Consider the following 25,760-nt stretch of genomic DNA (forward strand, 5'->3'; position numbering starts at 1 on the left):
CATAAATAAAAACGCATTTTTTTAGATTAGTTACTGGTCACTTTGTGGTTGCCTAAATTACCTTATGAGCGAAGAATAGTAAGGTATTAAAATTCAAAGGCATCTTTTATGTGTGACAGGACAAGCAAAAACGAAAACCGTATTCTAACCATTTCAGCCCTTTTGGCATCTGGGTTCGCTGCTGGTGGTATGGTACTTGGCTTGCTTGTAGGCTCAATTGTCATCGTTTTTGACGGTGTTTACTCTTTGGTCAGCTTACTGTTAACTTTATTGTCACTGGCCGCTTCTTACTATATTAACAAGCCTTCAAAATCTGTATTCCCATTTGGAAAAGCGGTCTTAGAACCAATCGTTATTGCGATAAAAGCAGCCGTCATTTTAGTGGTTGTAAGCTTCTCTCTCTACTCTGCGATATCAGCATTGATGTCTGGAGGTCGCGAGGTCGATGCTTCTATTGCGACCTTATTCGGCATCGTGAATGTTATCGGCTGTGGTTACGCTTGGTGGTTTATGGCGAAACGCAGCCGCCGCTTCTCATCAGGCTTGATTGAAGCGGAGAAAAAACAGTGGCAAATGGATACTCTGCTAAGTGTGGCGGTGACCGTAGGATTTATCTCGGCTTGGGCTGTTTCACTAACGCCATTCTCTGAGTATGCGGTATATGCCGATCCCATGATGATGGTTTTAATGGGCTTTTACTTCCTCAAAGTACCGTTCGATATGCTAGTAGGTGCCTTACGTGAACTACTAATGATGACACCAAGCAAAGAGCTGTGTCAGAGCGTTGGCAAAGATGTTCTTGAGATTGAAAAAGTGACTGAGCATCAATTGAAACTGGCTGGCGTAACGAAGGTGGGCCAAGAGCTACGAGTAAATGTGGACGTACATATTGATGACGACACATTGGAGCTTGATACACTAGAGCACACTCGTAAGCAGCTTATCAAGCGACTGTCGAAGCACAGATTCAAGCTTCAACTACACTTGAACGTCGCTTATTAGAGTGCCACCAAAGAGCCGTTAAAACTCAATAAAAAGCTCCCAATCTCGGGAGCTTTTTTAATTTTTTCGATTTAGTTGCTTCGTATTCGAATACAGCTCGCAAGGGAGATCTGTTCGTTGCTCACTTAAATTCTCTGATCTCGTTGGTAACTTACCCAGCCGCTTCGCGCTTCTCTTTGGTGACTAACCAACACATCAGCGAGCCCACCGTTACCATCACAACGCCCTGCCAAAAGCTATGGCTCAGAGTTACGCCAAGAATAATGGAAGAAAATAAAGCGGAAAAAATGGGTGTGAAGTAAGACAAGGTGGCGAGAAAAACCATATTGCCGCCAACGATCGCGATATTCCATAAACCATAACCACCAGCCATTAAAGCCGCAGAGGCCACTAAGTACCCCATCGCTTCCCAACTGAATGTCATTGGTGGCTCATCCGTAAACGCGTATTTGACCCAAAGCGAAACAGCTGTTGCAATAAAAAACAGGGTAATCGCATTATGTTTAGATTGCTGCCTTTGGGTTAAGTTGCAATAAAAAGCCCATATAACCGCGCCAGCGAAAGCCATAAAATACACCAGAGGGTTACTACTAACATTGGACATGATCTGAGTTATGGATAAGCCATTCTCACCGCTCACAGTCCAAGCAACCCCAACAAACGCCAGCGTAACTGCGGGATAAAGCAACCAGTTTGTTTTTTTATTGCTGCCAAGGACCGCAAATAAAACCGTCAGTGCGGGCCAAAGGTAATTGACAATCGACACCTCAATTGCCTGCGCGCGCGAGTTGGAATATCCCAAAGATAGAGCGAGAAATATTTCATAACAGACGAACATCGCACCACCAAGCGCAAGATACTTGGGAGAAAAGTAAGACAACTTTGGAATACCGACCACGATAAGAAGGAAAACAGAGCTAAGAGAGTACAACATGGCTGCCCCGCCTACAGGACCTAAACTCTCCGTAACCAACCTCGCGATGCCAAGCAGACAACTCCAAGAGAGAATCGCGATACAACCATAAAGTGTGAAACGAAATTGCACTGATTTCATGTGACCTACCACTCACGAATGCCAAAGGAAACGTCAGCTTAACTCAAAAATGATCAGGTTCAACGTACTGTTTTATAAAAATCAGTATAAAAATCATTCTATTAAGCCGTTGGAGTCGATATGAAACATTTTCTGCCCTCTAGTGTTATGCTTACACCCTTTGTTGTGCGCTACTATGATGAAGATGACAACGAGAGTGAAAACGTTAAAACACATTCGGAAACGCATGGTCTAGATAGCGAAGAGCAATCTAAGGAACGTTCAGAGTAAAGGAATCCAAACATGAAAAAAGTCGCAGTCATTTTAAGTGGTTCAGGCGTTTACGACGGTTCTGAGATCCACGAAGCAGTGTTGGCGCTCTACGCCATCGAGAAGGCAGGTGCAACTTGGCACTGCTTTGCACCTAACATTGACCAACTCCACGTCATCAATCACCTAACTGGTGACGAAATGGATGAAACACGTAACGTATTGATCGAATCAGCTCGTATTGCACGCGGAAATATTGACGATGTCGCCAAACTTAACGTCGATGAATACGATGCCCTACTGCTTCCAGGTGGGTTTGGTGCCGCGAAAAACTTAACCGACTTCGCTGTTTCGGGTGCGGAGTGCTCCATTAACACACACGTAGCTCAAGCTTGTCGCGCGTTTGCTAATGCGAAAAAACCAGCTGGCTATCTGTGTATTTCTCCTGTCATTATTCCGATGATTTATGAGCAAGGCGTGAAAGGAACGGTAGGCAACGATGAGGCAGTCTCAATAGCATTTAATCAAATGGGCGGTGAACACACCACGTGCCCTGTCGAAGACATCGTTTTTGATGAAAAACACCTCGTACTTTCAACCCCTGCTTACATGTTGGCAGAGAATATCTCTCAAGCGGCTTCAGGTATCGAAAAGTTAGTATCAAAACTGATTAAAATAGCTTAATTATTAGTAGTTAGCTTATAAAACACTTCCCTATCCCCATTGATAATTAAGTTATTAATGGGGATTTTTTATACTTTAGTCGAATTTAGAGATATATCCGCGTCAGAAGTCAATTTCTGCCAATCGTTTGCGTCCATAGTTTCATATTTGTTCTACTTTATATCAGTGTTGCACTTATACGCAGTGCAACAAGATCACTGTCACAGTTTTTCTCTTGCAAGTACCTCTAAGTGGGTAAACTTGCTTTAGATCAACTTCAATCTGGAAACGAATGTGCGACAGTAAATGGCAAATTAAGAAAGATTATTAAAAATAACGACGGAGCTATCCAATATGACAAGTGCATTTTTTATCCCTACGGTAAACCTAATGGGCGCTGGTTGTTTGAAAGACGCAGCAGACAGCATCCAATCTCAAGGCTTTAAAAAAGGTTTGATCGTTACGGATAAGATCCTTAACCAAATCGGTGTAGTCAAACAAGTTCAAGACCTTCTCACTGAGCGCGATGTAGCAACCGTTGTGTTTGATGGCACTCAACCAAATCCAACTATCAGCAACGTTAACGACGGCTTAGCACTTCTTACTGATAACGAATGTGACTTCGTTATCTCTCTAGGCGGCGGTTCACCACACGACTGTGCGAAAGGTATCGCGCTTGTTGCTTCTAACGGCGGCAAAATCGCAGATTACGAAGGCGTAGACCAATCTGCAAAACCAATGATGCCACTTATCGCGATCAACACGACGGCGGGTACTGCATCTGAAATGACGCGTTTCTGCATCATCACTGACGAAGAGCGTCACATTAAGATGGCTATCGTTGATAAGCACACAACACCGCTTATCTCGGTAAACGATCCAGAGCTAATGCTCGCTAAACCTGCTTCGCTAACTGCGGCAACAGGTATGGATGCCCTAACTCACGCGATTGAAGCTTACGTATCTATCGCGGCAACACCAATCACTGATGCAGTAGCAATCAAAGCGATTGAGCTTATCCAAGCTTACCTACGCACAGCAGTGAAAAACGGTGAAGATCTAGAAGCTCGTGAACAAATGGCATACGCACAGTTCATGGCGGGTATGGCGTTCAACAACGCTTCTCTAGGTTACGTACACGCAATGGCACACCAGCTAGGTGGTTTCTACGACCTTCCACACGGTGTTTGTAACGCGATTCTTCTACCTCACGTACAGCGTTACAACGCGCAAGTATGTCCTGAGCGTCTACGTGACGTAGCAAAAGCAATGGGCGTAAACGTAGAAGGCATGTCTGCTGAAGAAGGTGCAGCGGCAGCAATCGACGCTATCGTTACTCTAGCGAAAGATGTGGGTATCCCAGCAGGTATTAAAGAGCTTGGTGCGAAACTAGAAGACATCCCAACACTAGCAGACAACGCACTGAAAGACGCTTGTGGTTTCACTAACCCTAAACAAGCAACTCACGAAGAAATTTCTAAGATCTTCGAAGAAGCGATGTAATCTCGCTAACTAAACAATTCTCTAGCCTTAATTCAATCCCCGATCTCGTATCGGGGATTTTTTACATTCATATACAAGTGAATCTCTGCCAAACATAGTCTTTTAGTGTTAGCTTTTAAGTATTAATACGATTCATATTGGAAGGAACCATGAGAACGATTGCTGCTACCCTACTCGCTTGTTTATCCTGTTCTGCCAACACTGCCGAATACCGCGCCAACGAAGTGGCGAGTGGATTTCAGATCCCTTGGGGGATCGAGTTCTTAGATAATCAACGCGTTATCGTCAATCAAAAGAACGGTACGGTTTCGTTGCTGGATATCACCACAGGCAAACCTCAAAAGCTGTTTAACGTTCCCGATGTGAACACCAGTGGACAAGCCGGCTTATTGGATGTTGCGCTCGCACCGAATGCCGATAAGCAAAACCCGCAACTCTTCTTTACCTACAGCAAGCGTACGAGCAAAGGCAATACGGTGGCGTTAGCGACGGCGCAATTGCAAAACAATCAGCTTGTAGGTTGGAAAGATCTCTTTGTTGCTGATGCCTTCACCGATACAGGTCGCCACTACGGCAGTCGAATTTCATTTGTAGACGATAAAGTTTACTTCTCAATCGGTGACCGTGGCGAACGTGATAATGGACAAGACACTCAAACCCATGCTGGCAGTATTCTACGCCTTAATCTTGATGGTTCGGTTCCGCAAGACAACCCATTCAAACCTTCCGAAGCTCGTCATGAGATATGGAGTTACGGGCACCGTAACCCACAAGGTATGTTTTACGACGAAGCAACAAAACAGCTGTGGTCGATTGAACATGGACCACGGGGTGGCGATGAAATTAATCTAATCAAGAAAGGCGCGAACTACGGCTGGACAAAAGTCTCTCATGGTAAAGAGTATTGGGGTCCGTTGGACGTCGGGGAAGCTAAGTCGTTACCGGGAATGGAAGATCCAAAACTGGTATACATCCCTTCTATCGCACCAAGTAACATGATTTTGTACCGTGGCGATAAGTACCCTGAATTGGACGGAAAAATCCTCGCCGGTGCATTGAAACTGGCGCACATCAACGTAGTTTCTATTGAGAATGGCAAGCTCACCGAATCAAAAAGATTGATGGAGAATCTTGGTGAGCGAGTAAGAGATATAACCATCAGCCCCGATGGTTATATCTACTTTTCTACCGACAGCGGCAAAATCTTTCGTCTTGAGGAAAGGTAATCAAACACTAAAATCGTTAAGACTATTTAATTTGTGACGTACTAGTGATTTATTTTCGTACAATCCAAGCAGAAGAATCTAAACTTAACAATAACCTTTTGTTTTTTAAAACGATAGTTCGGTTAAGTTGTACGAGGTCATTATGATTCCATTCCCTTTACAGCTCGATAAAATTAAAGCCGTGGTGTTTGATTTAGACAACACCTTGGTGAGTTCTGATATGAACTTCGGCGAATTGCGACAACAGCTTGGCTGTCCGCAGAGTGAAGATCTATTGGATTTTGTCGACGCACTTGAGCACCCTCATCATCGAGAGCACGCTCATAACGTGATATTTGATTACGAGATTTCTGATGCTGAGCAGTCTGCTCCAATGATTGGCTGCCATGAATTACTCGCCCACTTGCATCAAAATGAAATCAAAACCGCTATCGTGACGCGCAACTGCCAAATCGCCACGCAGCGCAAACTAGAGCACAACCAAATCTCAGTGGAACGAGTCATCACTCGTGAATGCTTCCCGCCCAAGCCAGACCCATTGTCTTTGCAGGTGTTGGCGAAAGAGTGGCGTTTGATGCCTAATGAAGTGCTTTATGTCGGCGATTACCTTTACGACTTGCAGGCAGCGTATAACGCGCAGATGCCCTCTTGCCTTGTTCATCACGGTAATCAAGAAACCTTCAATGATTCAGCCTCATTGGCGCTTAATGAACTCAGTGATTTATTGAGCCGTTTTGAATCCTTACCACGCAAATAAAGCACACATATAAAATACGCAAACAAAAAAAGGGGCACCAACGTGCCCCTTATGACTTATTCCCGATTGTTTCATGCGTTCCCAAGGATTGCTTGGGTGATGCGCTGCTTAGCCTTGTAGGTAAGCGTTAAGCATCCACATTAATTTTTCTTGCTCACGGATGTAGTCACCCATCAATGCCGCTGTACCTTCGTCATCTGCTTCACCCGCGTTTTGTAGAATCTCACGCTGTTTTAGAAGTAGAACGCTAAAGCCTTGAACCAGACCTTGTACACACTCCTCACCAGAAGTCGCGTTTTGATGTTCTTTAATTTCACTTGCTTCCAAGTAGTTGCTGAATGAGTGCGCTGGCGTATGACCCAAAGTTAGAATACGCTCTGCAAGCTCATCGATTTTTGTTTGTAGATCAGTGTAAATCTCTTCAAATTTTACGTGCAGTTCGAAGAATTGCGCACCTTTAATGTTCCAGTGGTAACCGCGAGAGTTCATGTACAACACTTGGTAATGCGCTAGCAGTTGATTTAACTGTTGAGCTAGTTGTGCTGATTGTTCGCTGTCTAGACCAATTAGGCTTACTTGTTTGTTCATAATGTTGCTCCTAGAAGGATGATACCAATCGTAGTAACGAACTATTCTCTTACCGGGATTGGTATAAAGTTTAAAAATTCTTTTGCAGTATTTGCTGCCGATGGAGTCATATTACGACTCTGACTCGGTGAAGAAAATTTGGTTTTAGCTATGATTTAAATAGCCAAATCCAATGAGCAAGCAGACGAATATCGGCGTATCATCCAACAAAAAGCCCCAATCCTTTTTGTGTAAAAAGAATTGGGGCTTTTTTACTATTTGGTTAACGTTCAAAAGTAGATGAACAGACGTAAACCTTATCTATGCCGTTTTGAAAGTTGCCATCTGTTGATTCAGCTCAGTAACTTGCTCTTTTACTTGCAATGATGTCTCTGATGCACGTTGGCTGTTATTCGAAACCTCATCCACTGATTGAGTTATATCGGACATCAATCCAGTGATCGAGTTGGTCGCATGAGATTGCTGCTCTGCCGCTGCCGCAAGCTCTGCCATTTGTTCATTCAAAGAACCAATTTGTTCAGTAGTGACGAGCAAACGAGTTACCGCTTTTTCAATGTGCTCAGCGCCCTGCTCCGCAAGTGATTGGCTGTGTTCAATCTCCTCAACCACCGAATTGGTCGAGCGTTGAATCGCGTTGATAATGCCGTTGATTTCTGTCGTCGATTGAGTAGTGCGAGTCGCTAACATACGTACTTCATCCGCCACAACTGCAAAGCCTCGTCCTTGGTCGCCCGCACGCGCTGCTTCTATCGCGGCATTCAATGCCAGTAAGTTAGTTTGTTCTGCTAAGCCTTCAATCACCTCTGTAACTCGACCAATGGCTTCGCTCTCTTTGCTTAACTGCGTCACTTGCGTGCTCGCGGTTTCAATGCTGCCATGTAAGCTTTCCATGGTGACTTTGTTTTGCTCTAGTGCATCGCGACCTTGTTCAATCTCGCCTTTTGAATCAGAAAGCTTCTGTACTGATTGATTGGCTTGATCTAGGGTGTTACGCGCGGCTAAAGCGATTTCATCCAATTGGCTTCCCATTTCAACAATGCTGGTCTGTTGCTGTTCAACATTCAATGAAGTGACTTGCGCCGATTCCAATAAAGCTCCCATGCTGGTATCCACTTGGTGCGCTTTCTCACTCACCCCTGCCACGATGCTCGCTAACGATTGGTTCATGCGGTTAATCGAATCGGTAAGGTCTGCCAATTCATCTTTCCCAACAACAGTTAACGGAGGCTGAGAAACATCTCCTGAAGCGATCGTCTTGGCTCGCTCGGATAAGTTTTTCACTCGGCGACCAATGGTGTTGCCCATGTATTTTGAAATCGCTACTGCGGCAAACAAAACTAATGCTGCTGCAATCAACATAGTGGTCAGTACGTTCTTGATCGACTGATTAATACCCTGTCCACTTTGATCAGCACGACTTTGCTGAGCCAATACGATCGTTTCTAAACTTTGGTCTAGTGCATCCGCTGCTGGCAACAGTTCATTCGCCATTAACAAGTTTGATTCGTTCCATTCTGGCGATTGACGCAATGCAATCACCTGCTCTGCTAAAGGAAAGTACAGTTGCTGCATTTCTTTAAACAGTGACCACAGTGATTGGTCGTTATCGGTAAGTCTGTCGAGTTTGCTATCGATTTCCGCCACAGATTGATTGTGGTATTTAATCAAGTCGTGGTATTTGTCTAGATGATCTTGCTGCCCGTATAACAGGAAATCTCGCAGTGCAGACAGTGCATTGGCGAGCGAGGTATAGCTGTCGGCATAAACTTTGAACAGACGTTTTCTGTCTCCACCGAATGGGTTTCCTGACTCTTCGTTGATTAAGCTTTGAAGCTGGTCAAGTGCCACTTCTGCAATGGGTGCCGCTTCGTTAATAAAGAGGTTGTGTGCGGGTAAGTTCTCATCACTGTGGCTAAGTTCAATCAGCTTGTTTAGAGAAACTTTTACCGCGTCCCACTGGCTTTGGATCGCTTGAAAATCCTGTTCAGAGATCAACGCCTGCAACGTTGGAAGCGACTCGTCTGTAGATGCCATGATATTACGCACGTCCTCACTCAGACGTGCGCTCGCCTCTTCATCGCCACCTAGCAACATGTAGGCTCGAATCGAGGACAGCGACGCTTGAACGGACTGTTGGATGCCGCGACTGGTGTCGACGGTCGGTAAATCGGATTTAAGTAACGAAGAGGCGTATTGCTCTACGGTAGTGACGTTGCGATACGTGAATACCGCTGATGCCATAAAAAGTACGGCTAGCAGCACAAAACTGAGCTGCAACTTCCCTGATATCGTAAGGTTCATCCATAAACTCCTGACAACGATGAGCCTTAAATATAACGATGTTTACAAAAATGTTAAATACAGGTGTCAAAAGTTACTAAGAAAACCATGTAAACCACTATTTTAAGCCTATAAATAGGGCTTATTCGAAGTATGGTATGCGCTCACTACGTAAAATCAGATAATTAACGTAAGTCGTTTCTAAGCAGTCTTGCTCCCACAACGAAAGAATCCGCTTAGTGGCGAAGTAGTAATCTTTATTACGCAGTAACACGCCCACCGTGCGGCTGAGCTGCTCAAAGCGCTGTTGCTCATTAGCAGAGATGTCATTGTCCTCATTTTCAATGATGGGCGCCAATCCATCGGCAAACCAATTGTTCAGAATTTCACGCATCTCAAGTTCTGACTCCGGTACATCGATACTCGACAACTCGCGATGCTGTGGTGGTGGCACTATGTACTTCGATGCTTTTGGCGAACTGACATAACGGTACATGTCGCTCCTCCTTGTAAATGACTCTTATACCCAAGTGACTTCAAGATGCAGGATTCAGAGCGTTGTCATTGATTCGGGGTCAAGGAAAACAACGCAGCGTAATAGTCAGCTCTTTCCAAGTTGTTTGACACAGAAACCGAGTCAATGACACGCTCCCGAAGGGCGAGCTGTCTTGGTTTGTATACTTTGTTGTCGATTCTTGATTTAGACCCACTAGACCTTTAAATCGCCGCCGCGTCTACAAACCAAGCCATTCTCGCTGAACCTAACATCTCGAGGTTACTTGGGTATAAACTAGCTAAGAATACTTTTTTCAATTTCCAAGTTTTTTTCTAGAGCTCATAGAAAGAAGCCCAACAAAAAAGCCATGCAAAGTAGGCTCTGCATGGCTTTGGTTTGGGCAGCAATGACACTGCCCTCGTCTAGGACTGGTTACATTGAGCTTTGATCGAAATCGTTGCCTTGGTCAGTACCCGTTTGAGTATCCGAGTCGAAGCTGCCAGAGTCATCCGTGAAGTCAACACCTTGATCTTGACCTCCTGCACTTGTCCAGTCGCTGCCGCCAGATTCCATACCCGCCATATCTGGTTGCTGATCTTGAGCAGAACCTTGCATGGTGTATTGATCATCGACTTCAACTTCAACTGTGCCACTCGCACCTTCTACTGCGCTGCCCAATTCGTCGTAACCTTGGAATTGGATTTCGCTCGTACCTTCGTAACCTTCTGGTAGGTCAACTGATACTGGTTGGTTGAGGTTGCCACTTAATGTGAAGCTACCATCGCCATTATCCAGTGCGTTGCTTACCGATGCACCATCAGGTAGACCGGACATTTCTGCATAATCCACCGATTCGTTACCACTGACCTCATCTGGAACCGAGATAGAAATAGTATCGCCTGGTGCTGCAGTCACATCAGCTGCGCTCTCCTCTTCACTGTCTGCACCGTTTGCTGCTTGCTCTTCAGGCTGTTGCGCTTCGCCGACTTGCTGCTCTGATGATGCTTGAGCAGTTTGGATTTGTGGCTCGTCGCTTTGCGCTGAATCGTCCGCAACTTGGATGCTCAGATTCTGAGTCGATACTTCACCGTTATCGTTGACCTGAACATCCATAGCCAAATTGCCATCGAAGTCATCGTTCGGCCAGTATGTCCACTCTTCATCACCTGATTTCGCAAAGAAACCAGCATCGTTTGCATCGGCGACATCCAACACTTCTGCAGAAGGGCTAATGCCAAGCTCATCAATCAGCTGCGCTTCCGTTAGTGTTAGTGAACCATCATCAGCCAGTGCGTAGCCTTCGCTGGTTGTGGTTTCACCTTCACCTTGGATGTCGACATTAAAGAAGCTCTCAATGCGGTTTTCACCGTCACTTGCAATGAAGCCAACTTGAACATCTCCGGTGTAGCCTTCTGCTGGTGTGAATTGGTAGTTACCTTGGTTATCGGTCTCTATCACACCTTGACCTTCCATTAGGCTCACTGACTCAATGCTCAAGCTGTCGCCTTCTGCATCGCTCAAGGTCGATAGCATGTCATCACTGGTGAACGACAAGGTGCCATCCGCTGCCATTTCTGTGGTAGAAATGCTGTCAATTTCTGGAGAAGCATTCTCTTGTGGTGCGTCTTCTTTCACGACCACGCCTGTTTGCTCATCATGAAGCACACCGTCTTTATCAATCACGTACGCGATATCCGCTTCACCAGTAAAGCCTGGTGCTGGATTGAATGTCCATGTGCCATCACCGTTATCGACTATCTCACCTTGGCTGCGATCAGCTAGATGAACGAATTTCACTTCATCACCCGCGTCAGCGTCTACGTTTTCTGCCAATCCGATTAGGTCATCAGCGGTTAGGATAACGGGTTCACCCGCTAGGGTTTCGAAGTCACCTGAATCGATACCATCTTCGAACTCTTCTGGCTCGTCACCATAATCCACCGTTGTTGCGGTCACGGTTACGAAGAACTCGCCATTAAAGTCAGCCGGAGGCGTCATTTGCAAGTCTGAAATATCCCACTCGTTCAAGTCGATGTATTGACCCGGTTCCGTAATGGTAATGGTGTTCACACCATCCGTAACTTCGAAGCCAACAGGGAAACCAGTCATCACTAGGTTACTTAGCGTTTCTGAATCGTCGATTAGACCGACATTCAAGCCTAGGTGACCCGTTTCGTCCTCACCGAAGACTAACGGACCATCATGGTCGGTTGTGATGACCGCGCCATCCGCAACAGGGCGAACAAACACTGGTACATCAAGTACTGTTTCAAACTCACCGTCACTTACCACAACTTGCAAGTCAGAAACCCCTGCAAAATCGCCAGTCGGTGTGAATGTCCAAGTACCATCACCGTTGTCTGTTACCTCACCACCATCTTCACCTTCTGCGGTGATAATGCGTGATACGACTAGGTTTTCAGTATCGATATCGCCGAACAAGTTCATCAGGTCGCCAGCGTCGAAGGTGAATGCGCCATCTTCGTCGGTTGCCATAAAGGCATTACCCACATTGAATGGAGCATCGTTGACTGGAATAACATCCACATTCAACGAGCCTTCAACCACTTCTTCACCATCCGTCGCGGTGTAGCCCAGTTCCACCAAACCATTAAAGTCTTGAGTGGTCACCAAGTGGTACATACCATCTGGTTGCTGAGTTAATGTCGCGCTTGCAGGAGCACGAACCGTGATGCTTTCTACGCTGATTTCGTCACCATCAAAATCCGTAACTTGATCAGCGATGTAAGCTGGGTCAATCACCATGACCACATCTTCTTCGCCTTGCATCTGGATGGTTGGCGCTTCTGGTGCATCGTTAACCGCTTCGACGTTTAGATTGCCTTCAACCGGCGTAACTAAATCACCATCGCTGACGCCGAACGACATTGGCACATCACCATTGAAGTTCTCTGCCGGAGTGAATGACCAAGTGCCATCACCGTTGTCTAGCAAGTCACCGTATTGCTCATCAATCACTAGGTCGACAGCAGACAGTTCATCGTAGGTGTTATCGATGTCTGTCGCGTTAGCAAGCAACATGTCCTGCGTGATAAGAATGGTGGTATCTTCGGTGCCAGCAATATTCACTGGCGTTGATTGCGGCGCATCGTTAACTGGGTTCACCGTTAGGTCAACGCCCACTTCCACGCTCGCACCATCGTTATCAATCAAGTCGAAGCTTAGGTCGATATCGTCATTGAAGTTCGCATCAGGCGTAATCGTAAAGCTACCATCTTGGTTCTCAACAACGGTTGCATTGGCAACCGCGGTTAAGTTCACCGCTTCTAGATTATCGCTGTCTACGTCACCCGCTTGAGCCAGTAACTGCTCTTGACTCAATGTGATTGAACCGTCTTCATCGACGCTGTATGCCAAATCGCCAGATACCGGAGCATCGTTGACTGGCAATACATCAATGTTCGCGTTGGTTGTCGCAGTTGCACCGTCTTCATCAGCCACTACTACGTCTAGGCTTACACCACCGTTGAAGTTTTCATTTGGTGCGAAGCTATAAGTGCCATCGTCATTCGCCGTTAGAATGCCGTCGCTACCACTGTAAGAGACGCTTTCTAGGCTCACGTCACCTTCCACATCGCTTGACTGCGCTAGCAGTTGCTCTTCCGTGAAGATAATGACTTCGTCTTCATTGACAGAGTAACTTGTCGCACCTGCGATTGGTGGATCGTTCACCTCAAGAACGGTAATACCCGCAGTGGTTGAGTCTGTCGCACCCTCTTCATCGACAACTACAACATCTAGGCTGACTTCACCATTGAAGTTCTCGTTTGGCGAGAAGGTGTAAGTACCATCTCCATTGTCTTGGAACACGCCATCTGCGCCACTGTAGCTGACACTATCAATCGCGACTTCGCCTTCAATATCTGACGAGTTCGCTAATAATTGCTCATCGCTGATAGTGATCGAGTTGTCTTCGTGTACGGTGTAAGACGTGCTACCTGCCACCGGTGGATCGTTCTCTGGCGTCACGCTTACATCGATATTCGCCGTCACGGTATCTGTGCCATCGGAAACATCGAAGGTAAAGTTCACGTCGCCATTGAAGTTCTCGTTTGGCGCGAAGCTGTAAGTGCCGTCACCATTGTCGGTTAGGACACCATCAGCACCTGTGTAGGTCACACCTTCTACCGATAGGTCATCGCCATCGATATCCGTTGCGCCATCAAGCAGATCTTCATCAGTGAACAACAAGACGCCATCTTCGCCAATGGTGAACGCTTGATCTTCTGGCTGTGGTAGGTCGTTAACTGGATTAACCGTTAGATCTGCCGTCGCGACCAAGGTGTCAGAACCATCACTGACATCAAACGTGATATCAATGTCACCATTGAAGTTCGCATCAGGCGTAATGGTGAAGCTGCCATCGTCGTTAGCAGTCACTGTCGCATTACCATCCACAAGCAAGTTTTCAGCAACAAGGTCATCGCCGTCCACATCGCTCGCTTGAGACAACAATTGCTCTTGGCTCAATGTAATGGTGTTATCTTCATCTACGTTGTAAGCCAAGTTACCCGATACTGGTGCGTCGTTGATTGGCAATACATCAACAGTGATATAGGTGTCGACTTCTGCGCCATCTTCATCACGAATAGTCACGTCCAACGACACTTGGCCATTGAAGTTCTCATTCGGTGCGAAGCTACAAGTGCCATCGCCATTTACTGAGAAGATGCCATCTGGACCGTCGTAGCAGATGCTTACAAGCTCAACATCCCCTTCGACATCCGAAGCATTCAGAAGCACTTGTGATTCACTGAACGTTAGAACTTGGTCTTCATCGATGGTGTACGCAGTTGGACCTGCGATTGGCGGATCGTTCACCTCAAGTACCGTGATACCTGCGGTAGTTGAATCCGTCGCGCCATCTTCGTCGATTACAACAACATCTAGGCTCACTTCGCCATTGAAGTTCTCGTTTGGCGAGAAGGTGTACGTGCCATCACCGTTGATTTCCAGCACACCATCGTTACCGCTGTAGCTCACGCTATCAATCGATACATCGCCTTCAATATCCGATGAGTTCGCTAGTAGCTGTTCATCACTGATGGTGATCGAGTTATCTTCATGCACTGTGTAAGACGTGCTGCCCGCAACCGGTGGATCGTTCTCTGGCGTCACACTCACATCGATATTCGCGGTCACGGTGTCCGTGCCATCGGAAACATCGAAGGTAAAGTTTACGTCGCCATTGAAGTTTTCGTTTGGAGCGAAGCTGTATGTGCCATCGCCATTGTCAGTTAGGACACCGTCCGCGCCAGTGTATGTGACACCTTCTACCGATAGGTCATCGCCATCGATATCGGTTGCACCATCAAGCAGGTCTTGATCAGTGAAGGTCAACACGCCATCTTCACCAATGGTGAACGCTTGATCTTCCGGCTGCGGCAAGTCATTAACTGGGTTAACCGTTAGGTCCGCCGTTGCAACAATAGTATCGCTGCCATCGTTGATATCGAACGTGATATCAATGTCGCCATTGAAGTTCGCGTCAGGCGTAATGGTAAAGCTACCATCGTCATTAGCCGTAACCATCGCATCACCGTCAACCACTAGGTTAGAAGCGGTTAGTGCATCACCTTCTACATCCGTTGCTTGTGCCAACAATTGTTCTTGGCTTAGGGTGATTGAGTTGTCTTCGTCGACACTGTAAGCCAAGTCACCCGATACCGGAGCATCATTGATTGGCAGAACATCAATGTTTGCCGTCGTCGAAGCGGTCGCACCATCTTCATCCACGACTACAACATCAAGATTCACTTCACCATTGAAGTTTTGGTTTGGTGCAAAGCTAAACGTACCATCACCATTGTCGGTAAAGATACCGTCGGAGCCGCTGTAGCTGACACTATCAATCGCCACCTCACCTTCAACATCAGAAGCATTCGCCAATAGCTGCTCAGAGCTAATGGTGATGACTTCGTCTTCGTTAACGGAGTAGCTAGTCGCGCCTGCGATTGGTGGGTCGTTCACCTCAAGAACAGTAATGCCAGCGGTAGTTGAATCCGTCGCCCCGTCTTCATCGACTACGACAACATCTAGGCTGACTTCACCATTGAAGTTCTCGTTTGGTGAGAAGGTGTAAGTACCATCACCGTTGATTTCTAACACACCATCGTTACCGCTGTAGCTCACGCTATCAATCGCCACTTCGCCTTCTATATCAGACGAGTTAGCCAACAGCTGTTCGTTACTAATGGTAATCGAATTGTCTTCATGAACGGTGTAAGCCGTGCTGCCTGCAACCGGTGGATCGTTCTCCGGCGTCACGCTTACGTCGATATTCGCCGTCACGGTATCCGTGCCATCGGAAACATCGAAAGTGAAGTTCACGTCGCCATTAAAGTTCTCGTTTGGTGCGAAGCTATATGTGCCATCACCATTGTCAGTAAGAACACCGTCCGCGCCTGTGTAAGTGACGCCCTCAACAGATAAGTCATCCCCTTCAATATCGGTAGCGCCTGTTAGCAGATCCGCATCAGTAAAGGTCAGCACACCATCTTCACCAACAGTGAACGCTTGATCTTGTGGTTCAGGCGCATCATTAACTGGTGAAACCAATAACTCAAGGTTGGTTGAGACAACATCATCGCCGTCAGACACATCGAACGTAAAGGTGATATCACCATTAAAGTCCGCATCTGGCGTTAAGGTGTAAGTACCGTCGCCATTGTCTGTGATGGTGATGTTTTCATCATCCGTAGCCAAATTCAGCGCTGTCAGTTGGTCTCCATCCAAGTCACGCGCATTAGCGAGTAAATCTTCTTGCGTAATTAGGATTGAACCATCTTCTTCAACCATCGCTGAAACAGGCAATGCTTCAGGCGCATGTTCAATGTGGGCACCTGTTGCATTGACGTAGATGGTTTGAGAAACGGTTTCAGAATCATTATTTGATAGCTCTGTTGCCGTTGCCGTTACATTGATTTCTAGCTGTTGGTTAAAGTCTTCTGGCAATTGAATCTGTAGCTCTTGTTCAATTGCTGTGGTTGGAAGTGTTACAGAACCATCTGGACCTACTGTTACTTCACCGCTGTAGATCTGGCTGTTCACTTCACCGACATCAATGGTGAAGTTGAAGTCGGTGTAATCGGCATCGCCGCCACCGTAGAGATCTTCAAAGCCGTAAACCAGTTCACCGTCTTCGTTCACAGTAGTTCGGGTATGTTCAATACCATCTTGGTTGAGCTCTGAGCTTGAACCACCATGGAAGACTGCATCACCGAATTGGCTTTGAATCACGGTTTCAGAACCATCAGCGCCAACAAACACGAGTTGTGGGTCAACTGTATCCATGTTCGCAGGAGAGCCATCTGCTGCACGGAACTCGTACTGACCATCTTGCATGGACGCAAAGTCATTGAAGTTATGACCGTTAGGAATCAAGAATAGGTTGAAGCTTTCCCCTTCCGAGATTTGGAAGCTGAACTGATCTTGTCCCGGAACGAGGTCACCGCCGCCGCCAACTTGAGAGGCGTTTTCGTACACCACTTCAACGCCCGTGATGTTGCCATCTTCATCGACTTTGTAGTAACCCGCTGTGTTTTGGTAACCCGCGGTTTCACCTTCAAACGTAACCGTGATTTCAGTATCGTTGAAACTGGTGATACCGTTGTCTTGATCGTTAAGCACCCCTTCGTTGTCGTAGCTGATCACCGAACCTTCAGGAACACCATCCACGGTCACAGTCAGCGTTTCTGACAAGTCTTGGTCAACCAATGCTGCGGCAATGTTCACTTCAACAATACCGCCTGGCTCAACCAAGATCGCTTGGTCATCCACATTTCGACCATCGCCATCAGTGATGACTAGGTCTGGCGCATCTGCCACGGCTTCGATATGGACATTAATGTCTTGCTCAACTTCATCAGTACCGTCAGAAACCGTAAAGCTGAACTGCAAGTCACCACTGAAGTGCTCTTCTGGTACGAAGCTAAATGTACCGTCACCGTTGTCCGTTACAGTACCTTCATCACCCGAGTAGTTAATGCTGGTAACGGTGAGGTCATCACCATCAATATCAATCGCGCCACTTAGCAGATCTTCTTGCGTGAACAGGATGCTGCCATCCTCTTCAATGTGGTACATGCCAGGTGCAACAATTGGAATGTCATTAACTGGGTTCACCGTCAATGTCATTTCATTGGCAACACTCAATTCACCGTCGCTCACTTCATAAGTAAACTCGATGTCTCCATTAAAGTGCTGTGAAGGCGTAACGGTAAAGGTGCCGTCGCCGTTATCCACGATAGAGGCGTTCGGATCATTGCTTTCTAGTGCCGTTGCGTATAGGTCATCACCATCTTGATCGCTGGCATTTTCAAGCAGCATTTCTTGTGTCACGAGAATAGAACCATCCTCGTCCACGTCTGCCACGATTGGTGCTGCTTCTGGTGCATCGTTGACGAACTCAACTTTCAAGTCGATGTTTGCCGCCACCACATCGGTGCCATCGCTCACATCAAACGTAAGGTCAACATTACCAAAGAAGCCCTGCTCTGGCGTTAACGTGTAAGTGCCATCGCCATTGTCTGTTACTTGAACCGTATCGCTTAAGCTCGTCACGTTCACAACAGATAAATCATCGCCTTCGATGTCCGTTGCTTGAGCCAGCAGCTCTGCTTCAGTAATCGTGATAGCTTCGCCATCTTCTGTGGTGAAGGACAAATCAGGCACATCTGGCAGGTCATTCACTGGGTTAACGGTGAGGTTTAGATCCGCAGCGACGGTTTCAATCGCGTCAGTTACGTCATAAGTAAATTCGATTTCACCAAAGAAGTTTTCGCTCGGTGTAATCGTGAAGCTACCATCAGCGTTCTCAACGATGGTTGCATTAGGATCGTTGGTCGACAGGTTCACCGCTTCAAGGTTGTCACCATCCACGTCCGTCGCGTTCGCCAACAAGTCTTCTTGAGTGATGGTAATTGAGCCATCTTCATCGACGACCGCATCAACAGGCCCGCTTACCTCTGGACCTTCGTTGACGATCTCAACATCGATCTTCGCAGTGCTTGGTGCGCTTGCTTGACCATCGCTGATGTCGAAGGTCAGGTTCACTTCACCGTAGAAGTTCGAAGTTGGCTCGAAGGTAAAGGTGTTGTCGCCGTTGTCTGTCAACGTACCTTGTGACTGGTCAACAAGCAGTAGATTCTCGATATGCAGAATGTCGCCATCCACATCGGTCGCACCTGATAACAGGTCTTTTGCTTCGATGATGATGGTGCCGTTTTCTAGCATTTGAGTATGCAGCGGTGCACCAGGAACTGGCACATCGTTGACCGGAATAACGGTCAGATCTAGATGGGTATCGACTTCATCGGTGCCATCGAAGACTTTGTAATCAATGTCGACTTCACCATTGAAGTTTTCATTCGGCATAAAGGTGTAAGTGCCGTCGCCATTGTCGACAAGCTCACCGTTATCACCGCTGTAAGAGATATCAGAGATAGACAGCGCATCGCCTTCCACATCACTTGCATTGGCAAGCAGATCGTCCGCGCTAAACGTAATGCCCACATCCTCATCAGTCGACAACACAATCGGACCAGAAACGATTGGCGCATCGTTTACTGCTTCGAAGTTGATGTTGATGATGTTGTCGTCAGTGAGTTCACCATCCGTAACTTGGTAACCCAGCTCAATCTCACCGTAGAAGTTCTCATCTGGTGTGACTGTCCATGTACCATCGCCGTTGTCGGTTAACGTAGCGTGCTCCGCGTTATCCCCCACCAGCTCAAGGTTTTGAATATCAAGAACATCGCTATCGATATCACTCGCTTGTGCTAAAAGCTGTTCTTCTGTGATAACCACAGAGGCAAACTGCGTAGAACCTTCGGTATCAATGGTCACATTTGGCAGATCAGCCGTCAGTTCGATTTCACTGTCACCTTCACGGATATTCAGTTCTACCGTTTCCGTGATTTCCGTGCCGTCCACGCCAATAGATGTGAACACCGCTTCATCATGACAAGTTTGCGAAACCGTCATGTTTTGAACCACGTAAGTACCGTTACCTTGAATCGTACCTAGCTCAAAGTAAGATACCGGCTCGTTCACCGTTAGGGTGTAATCCGTCTCATAACTACCACGATCTTCTTTGTGGTAAGTCATCGAGTCGATCAAGTCACCATCAGAGCTGAATGCGCGAATTTCGACTTCGGTAAAGTGGCGAGACTCCTCCATAAACCAGCCGCCTAGACCATCTAGGTGGAAACTGATTTCGTTGATGTCTTGACCTTCAACAGTCACAGTCAGTTTTTCATCACCGCTCAAGCCTTGGCGGTCAGTATCGCCAATACCGTGACCGATGTGTGTTTTACCATTCCACGCACCGAGTGGGTCATCATTACTTTGAACAGTAACTTTCAAATCGCCATCAACAAACTCACGTGTGTAAGGGTCAACAGCTGTCCCCCAATCATCAAGGCTGGCGTTGTCGTCAAAGGTACCAATTTGACTCGTATGCGTACCGTTTGCCAATGCATCATCATTTGGAATGAAGCGCACTTCCGTGTCTGCAGGAACCTCCTGCCCGACTTCTAGCTGTACCCATTCGTCATTTAGATTCGCTTCAATGATGCCGTTTTCAGGGGCTTGGTCGAGACGTAACGCAGGCTCTTCACGCAGAGAAACACCCACTGTTTGGTCTTCTTCTGCTTGAATAAAGATCTCGTCGCCCGCTTCTGGCGCATCGTTGACAGGATTAACGGTCAGATCCAACGTGGTCAGAACATCATTTTCGCCATCGCTGATGTTGTAAGTAAAGTCCAACTCACCGTTAAAGTTTTCGGTGTGCGTAATGGTAAAAGAACCATCGTCATTGGCTACGATCGTCGCATCCGGGTCATTGGTTTGTAGATTGCTGGCAACAAGGTCATCACCTTCAATGTCTGTCGCATTCGCAAGCAATTGTTCTTGCGTGATGGTGATGGCGTTATCTTCATCCACCTCCGCTTGAATGCCTGACGTTTCTGGTGCGTCGTTCACCGCGATAACATCGATGCCTGCGGTTGTTGTATCCGTTGCACCATCTTGGTCGATAACCGTAACGTCGAGAGAAATGTTACCGTCAAAGTTCTCATTTGGCGTGAAGGTATATGTGCCGTCGCCATTGTCCACGAAGCTACCGTCGTTACCAGAGTAGCTAACATTCGCCAAGGCTACATCGCCTTCCACATCAGAAGAGTTAGCTAACAACTGCTCGTCACTAATGGTGATTTGACCGTCTTCTTGAACCGTGTAAGACGTAGAACCGGCAACCGGTGGATCGTTCACTGGTGTCACGCTGACATCAATGAATGCTGGTGTTGAACCTGTGCCGTCAGACACATCGAATGTGAACTGAACATCACCGTTGAAGTTCTCATTCGGCGCGAAACTATAAGTGCCATCACCATTGTCGGTAAGTACACCATCCGCACCTGTGTAGAGAACGTTTTCGATAGACAGATCATCGCCATCAATATCCGATGCACCTTCCAATAGGTCTGCATCCGTGAACAGCAAGGTGCCATCTTCTTCTACCGTGAACTGTTGATCTTGCGCTTGTGGCAAGTCATTCACAGGATTAACCGTAATATCCAGACCAACTTGTACCGAGCCGCCATCGTTATCAATGATATCGAAGGTCAGATCTAGGTCACCGTTGTAGTTTTCATCTGGTGTGATGGTGTAGCTGCCATCATCGTTGTATTGAATTGTCGCGTTGTCATCTGTCGATAGATTGATGGCTTCAAGGTTCTCGCTATCAATATCGCCCGCTTTGGCAAGCAGTTGCTCTTGGCTTAGCGTAATTGAGCTGTCTTCGTTGATGGTGTAAGCCAAATCACCCGATACTGGTGGATCGTTGATTGGCAATACGTCGACATTGATGTGCGTATCAACGGTTGCCCCATTCTCATCTTGAATGGTCACATCCAACTGAACTTGACCATTGAAGTTCTCGTTTGGCGCAAAACTACAAGTACCATCGCCATTGACGGTAAAGATACCATCCGAGCCTTCATAGCTGATGCCAACAAGCTCTACATCACCCTCGATATCAGATGCGTTGGCAAGAATTTGTGACTCACTGAATGTCAGTACTGAATCTTCATCAATCGTGTAAGACGTTGGACCGGCAACTGGAGGGTCATTCACTTCAATGACGGTAATGCCTGCGGTCGTTTCGTCAATCGCTCCTTGCTCATCCGCCACAATCACATCAAGGCTGATGTCACCACTGAAGTTCTCATTCGGCATGAAGGTGTAAGTGCCGTCACCGTTGTCTTGGAATACGCCATCGGTGCCTGAATAGGTCACGCTATCGATGGACACTGCACCTTCCACATCTGAAGAGTTAGCCAGAAGCTGCTCGTCGGAAATGGTAATCGCGTTGTCTTCATCAACCGTGTAAGACGTTGAACCCGCAACCGGAGGATCGTTCACTGGAGTGACGCTCACGTCCACGTTGGCTGGTACGGTCTCAGTACCGTCAGAAACACCAAAGCTAAAGCTGACATCGCCGTTGAAGTTTTCATTTGGTGCAAAGGTGTAAGTACCATCACCGTGGTCAGTCAGCACACCATCGCTGCCTGTGTAGCTAATGCCATCAACCGTTAAGTTATCGCCATCGATGTCGGTCGCGCCAGCAAGCAAGTCTGCATCGGTAAACTGAAGCGTGCCATCTTCTTCAACACTGAACTGCTGGTCTTGAGGAACAGGAAGATCGTTAACTGGATTAACCGTTAGATCCGCCGTTGCTTGGATAGTGTCTGTGCCATCTGTAATGTTGAATTGGATATCAATGTCACCATTAAAGTCCGCATCTGGTGTAATCGTGAAGCTGCCATCATCGTTCGCTGTGACGGTTGCGTTTCCATCTACAGTCAAATCGCTAGCAGTCAGGTCATCGCCCTCAATATCAGACGCTTGAGAAAGAAGCTGCTCTTGGCTGAGCGTAATTGCACCGTCTTCATCAACGCTGTAAGCCAAATCACCCGATACTGGCGCATCATTGATTGGCAATACATTCACATTGATGACGGTATCAACTTCTGCCCCATCTTCATCTCGAATGGTCACATCAAGTTGAACTTGCCCGTTAAAGTTCTCGTTTGGCGCGAAGCTGCACGTGCCATCATCGTTAACGGTGAAAATGCCATCCGGACCATCGTAGCTAATGCCAACAAGCTCTACATCGCCTTCCACATCAGAGGCATTCAACAGCACTTGCGACTCACTAAAGGTCAGAACAGAATCTTCATCAATGGTGTAAGAAGTTGGTCCTGCGACTGGTGGATCGTTCACTTCCAGCACCGTAATGCCAGCAGTGGTGACATCCGTTGCGCCTTCTTCATCAGCGACGACAACATCAAGCGTCACTTCACCATTAAAGTTTTCATTTGGAGAGAAGGTGTACGTACCGTCGCCATTGATTTGCAACACACCATCGCTGCCAGAGTAGCTCACGCTATTAATCGAGACATCCCCTTCTAGATCCGAAGAATTTGCCAACAGTTGCGCGTCAGAAATGGTAATAGAGTTGTCTTCGTGAACCGTGTAAGACGTTGAACCAGCCACCGGAGGATCATTCACCGGCGTGACGCTAACATCTACATTCGCTGAAACCGTATCTATGCCATCAGATACGTCGAAGCTGAAGTTCACATCGCCATTGAAGTTCTCATTTGGCGCAAAGCTATATGTGCCATCTCCATTGTCAGTTAGAACGCCGTCGGTGCCTTCATAGCTGATTCCCGTTACAGAAAGGTCATCGCCTTCAATGTCGGTAGCACCTGCAAGCAGATCTGCATCAGTAAATTGAAGAGTGCCGTCCTCTTCCACACTGAATTGTTGGTCTTGAGGAACAGGCAGATCGTTGATTGGATTAACGGTTAGGTCAGCGGTTGCTTGAACGGTATTCGTGCCATCTGAGATATCGAAGCTGATGTCGATATCACCATTGAAATCTGCGTCCGGCGTGATGGTGAAGCTACCATCGTCATTTTGAGTCACCGTCGCATTGCCATCTACCGAAAGGTTAGAAGCCGTCAGTGCATCGCCTTCCACATCGGAAGCTTGCGACAACAACTGTTCTTGACTCAAACGAATCGAGCCATCTTCGTCCACCGAGTAAGCAAGATTGCCAGACACTGGCGCATCATCGACTGGCGTAACACTGACATCAATGTTGGCAGAAACCGTATCCGTACCGTCGGACACATCAAAGCTGAAGTTTACGTCACCATTGAAGTTTTCATTTGGCGCAAAAGTGTAAGTCCCATTACCGTTGTCGGTCAGGATGCCGTCGCCACCGTCGTAGCTCACACCTTCAACGGTTAGGTTATCGCCTTCAATATCCGTTGCGCCAGCAAGCAGGTCAGCATCGGTGAAGATCAGCGTGCCGTCCTCTTCCACCTCAAAGGTTTTATCTTCAGGCACTGGTGCGTCATTGATTGGACGAACGGTTAAATCGATAGAACTTGAAACGGTTTCTTGACCATCACTGATATCAAACGTTAAGTCGAGTTCACCATTGAAATCAGTATCAGGTGTGACGGTATAAGTGCCATCACCATTATCCACAACGGATGCATTAGCACCCACTTGCACGTTGAATGCGGCAAGATCATCGCCATCAACATCACTCGCGTACCCGAGAAGTTGTTCTTGAGTGAAGGTAATAGTGCCATCTTCATCCATGATGTATGCCAGATCTTGCCCTACTTCTGGCGCGTCATTTTCACCTTCGACTTTAATTTGGAACGTTTCGCTCGTAGTTTCGGAGTCGAAATCGTCTTCTACTTGCGTCGTGGTTTCTTCGCTGGTGTCTTGTACATCCACCGCGAAGCTCTCTTCAGTGGTTTCTGAATCTAGCTCGTCACCACCTTGAGAACCTTCAGAGTCTGAAGAAGCACTTGGCGCAGATGAAGTTTGTACCGCTTGTCCTTGCGCTTCATTGCCTTCTGCGTCCGAACCACCTTCAGAGCCAGAGGCATCACCACCACCGACCGCTTGGGCACCCGCCCCAGAATCCGAACCACCGCTGCCCAGAGCCTCGTCACCTGATTCTCCGCTAGAAGCTACACTATCAACAACATTGGATTGTGCAGCGTCAGAGTCGCTGCTACTTTCAGTATCCTCTTCTTGAACTGCGCCACCCGAGCTCACTGCTTCTTCTTCCGTACCCGCGCCACTAGGATTTTCTTCCATCGCACGATTGGCTTCATCAACAGCATCTGCACTTTCAGCACCAGTCGCTACAGTCGAAGAGACGGTCGACTGCTGTTTTTCTTCTTTTGTCCCCGTATCCTTCGTTTCTGTTTGCTCTACCGCATCGTTAAGCTTTTCATTGTCTTTTTCTTGATTAGTGTCGCCTGCCATTACAGCCTCCGTTGCTTTTTAGCTAACTGATCGTATTTAGAGGCAGTAAAGGACACCATTTTTAGAAACCAACTTTTTTATACAACTTTTTTCATACCTTTCGAGTTCCATAAAAACAAAAAAATTTGAAAACCCAGTATAAAGATCCTTACTTGTTGTCATTAAAGCAATTAGTGCGGTGGGATAATGATAAATATGACAAATCTGTTGCGCTCAGTCGACAACAGCCATAAAGGGCTGCAATTGCTATTAGGCGATTTTTACCAAGATTTCAGTGACGCAGGGATTGATATTGAGATGCTGCATAAACAAAACCGTTTTGAAGCACTCAGATGTTATTCAAAAAGACTAAAGACCATTCTCGTCTTGTTATGTGATGACGACTTACCACCAAAATTGGCAAAGCTTGAACACTTAAACAAACACCATTTCCCTGCTCCTAATGAATTGATTGAGGACGTTAAAACCGAGCTTAACAACGTAAACAAACAAATTAGCCAGCTGTTAAAAATCGAAAATTCAATCGATAGCCGCACAGGTAGTGAATCGTAGGGGTGGCTC

General features: G+C 46.9%; 12 protein-coding genes. 7 read left to right on the forward strand and 5 right to left on the reverse strand.

Going from position 1 to position 25,760, the window contains the following annotated elements:
- The first annotated feature begins 108 nt into the window (after nt 1-108).
- A complete protein-coding gene (locus R7Z77_RS09925; protein ID WP_005389400.1) occupies nt 109-1,002 on the forward strand; it encodes a cation diffusion facilitator family transporter in 894 nt (297 codons plus the stop codon).
- 151 nt (nt 1,003-1,153) lie between these two features.
- Here the strand turns inward: R7Z77_RS09925 and yddG are convergent, their stop codons facing one another.
- Complete coding sequence (yddG, locus tag R7Z77_RS09930; protein ID WP_005389394.1) at nt 1,154-2,056, reverse strand: aromatic amino acid DMT transporter YddG; 903 nt, start codon at nt 2,054-2,056, stop codon at nt 1,154-1,156.
- Nucleotides 2,057-2,176: 120 nt separating this feature from the next.
- Between yddG and R7Z77_RS09935 the strand changes: the two genes are divergently transcribed.
- The 5 genes from R7Z77_RS09935 to R7Z77_RS09955 all read left to right on the forward strand — a co-directional run bounded on the left by R7Z77_RS09935 (nt 2,177) and on the right by R7Z77_RS09955 (nt 6,454).
- Entirely contained in the window at nt 2,177-2,326 is a 150-nt protein-coding gene (locus R7Z77_RS09935) for a hypothetical protein (RefSeq protein ID WP_017634379.1), read from the forward strand.
- Between the two features lie 12 nt (nt 2,327-2,338).
- Complete coding sequence (elbB, locus tag R7Z77_RS09940; protein WP_017634378.1) at nt 2,339-2,989, forward strand: isoprenoid biosynthesis glyoxalase ElbB; 651 nt, start codon at nt 2,339-2,341, stop codon at nt 2,987-2,989.
- A gap of 333 nt (nt 2,990-3,322) precedes the next feature.
- Nucleotides 3,323-4,471 carry an L-threonine dehydrogenase gene (gene yiaY / locus R7Z77_RS09945; protein ID WP_005388247.1) on the forward strand — a complete coding sequence of 383 codons (1,149 nt, stop codon included), beginning with the start codon at nt 3,323-3,325 and terminating at the stop codon, nt 4,469-4,471.
- Nucleotides 4,472-4,620: 149 nt separating this feature from the next.
- A complete protein-coding gene (locus R7Z77_RS09950) occupies nt 4,621-5,697 on the forward strand; it encodes a PQQ-dependent sugar dehydrogenase (RefSeq protein WP_213967844.1) in 1,077 nt (358 codons plus the stop codon).
- 142 nt (nt 5,698-5,839) lie between these two features.
- The gene (locus R7Z77_RS09955; RefSeq protein ID WP_021707668.1) at nt 5,840-6,454 is read left to right on the forward strand and encodes an HAD family hydrolase; all 615 of its coding nucleotides are present in this window, start codon (nt 5,840-5,842) and stop codon (nt 6,452-6,454) included.
- Between the two features lie 108 nt (nt 6,455-6,562).
- On the opposite strand, the gene R7Z77_RS09960 is transcribed toward R7Z77_RS09955, so the two are convergent.
- From R7Z77_RS09960 to R7Z77_RS09975, 4 genes are all read right to left on the reverse strand, one after another.
- The gene (locus R7Z77_RS09960; protein ID WP_033906834.1) at nt 6,563-7,042 is read right to left on the reverse strand and encodes a Dps family protein; all 480 of its coding nucleotides are present in this window, start codon (nt 7,040-7,042) and stop codon (nt 6,563-6,565) included.
- Between the two features lie 300 nt (nt 7,043-7,342).
- Nucleotides 7,343-9,343 carry a methyl-accepting chemotaxis protein gene (locus tag R7Z77_RS09965; protein ID WP_033906833.1) on the reverse strand — a complete coding sequence of 667 codons (2,001 nt, stop codon included), beginning with the start codon at nt 9,341-9,343 and terminating at the stop codon, nt 7,343-7,345.
- Nucleotides 9,344-9,464: 121 nt separating this feature from the next.
- On the reverse strand, nt 9,465-9,818 hold the full coding sequence (locus R7Z77_RS09970; protein ID WP_033906832.1) for a hypothetical protein: 354 nt from the start codon (nt 9,816-9,818) through the stop codon (nt 9,465-9,467).
- A 432-nt stretch (nt 9,819-10,250) separates the two neighbouring features.
- Entirely contained in the window at nt 10,251-25,199 is a 14,949-nt protein-coding gene (locus R7Z77_RS09975) for a tandem-95 repeat protein (RefSeq protein ID WP_318136647.1), read from the reverse strand.
- Between the two features lie 183 nt (nt 25,200-25,382).
- Here R7Z77_RS09975 and R7Z77_RS09980 point away from each other — a divergent pair, with 183 nt between their 5' ends.
- Entirely contained in the window at nt 25,383-25,751 is a 369-nt protein-coding gene (locus R7Z77_RS09980) for a hypothetical protein (RefSeq protein ID WP_031777210.1), read from the forward strand.
- Nucleotides 25,752-25,760 lie beyond the last annotated feature (9 nt).

This window comes from Vibrio sp. 1401, from assembly GCF_033340295.1.

What these genes read in the sequence shown, in the direction of transcription:
- R7Z77_RS09925 (WP_005389400.1), top strand. Translation starts at nt 109, where the DNA reads ATGTGTGACAGGACAAGCAAAAACGAAAACCGTATTCTAACCATTTCA.
- yddG (WP_005389394.1), bottom strand. Translation starts at nt 2,056, where the DNA reads ATGAAATCAGTGCAATTTCGTTTCACACTTTATGGTTGTATCGCGATT.
- R7Z77_RS09935 (WP_017634379.1), top strand. Translation starts at nt 2,177, where the DNA reads ATGAAACATTTTCTGCCCTCTAGTGTTATGCTTACACCCTTTGTTGTG.
- elbB (WP_017634378.1), top strand. Translation starts at nt 2,339, where the DNA reads ATGAAAAAAGTCGCAGTCATTTTAAGTGGTTCAGGCGTTTACGACGGT.
- yiaY (WP_005388247.1), top strand. Translation starts at nt 3,323, where the DNA reads ATGACAAGTGCATTTTTTATCCCTACGGTAAACCTAATGGGCGCTGGT.
- R7Z77_RS09950 (WP_213967844.1), top strand. Translation starts at nt 4,621, where the DNA reads ATGAGAACGATTGCTGCTACCCTACTCGCTTGTTTATCCTGTTCTGCC.
- R7Z77_RS09955 (WP_021707668.1), top strand. Translation starts at nt 5,840, where the DNA reads ATGATTCCATTCCCTTTACAGCTCGATAAAATTAAAGCCGTGGTGTTT.
- R7Z77_RS09960 (WP_033906834.1), bottom strand. Translation starts at nt 7,042, where the DNA reads ATGAACAAACAAGTAAGCCTAATTGGTCTAGACAGCGAACAATCAGCA.
- R7Z77_RS09965 (WP_033906833.1), bottom strand. Translation starts at nt 9,343, where the DNA reads ATGAACCTTACGATATCAGGGAAGTTGCAGCTCAGTTTTGTGCTGCTA.
- R7Z77_RS09970 (WP_033906832.1), bottom strand. Translation starts at nt 9,818, where the DNA reads ATGTACCGTTATGTCAGTTCGCCAAAAGCATCGAAGTACATAGTGCCA.
- R7Z77_RS09975 (WP_318136647.1), bottom strand. Translation starts at nt 25,199, where the DNA reads ATGGCAGGCGACACTAATCAAGAAAAAGACAATGAAAAGCTTAACGAT.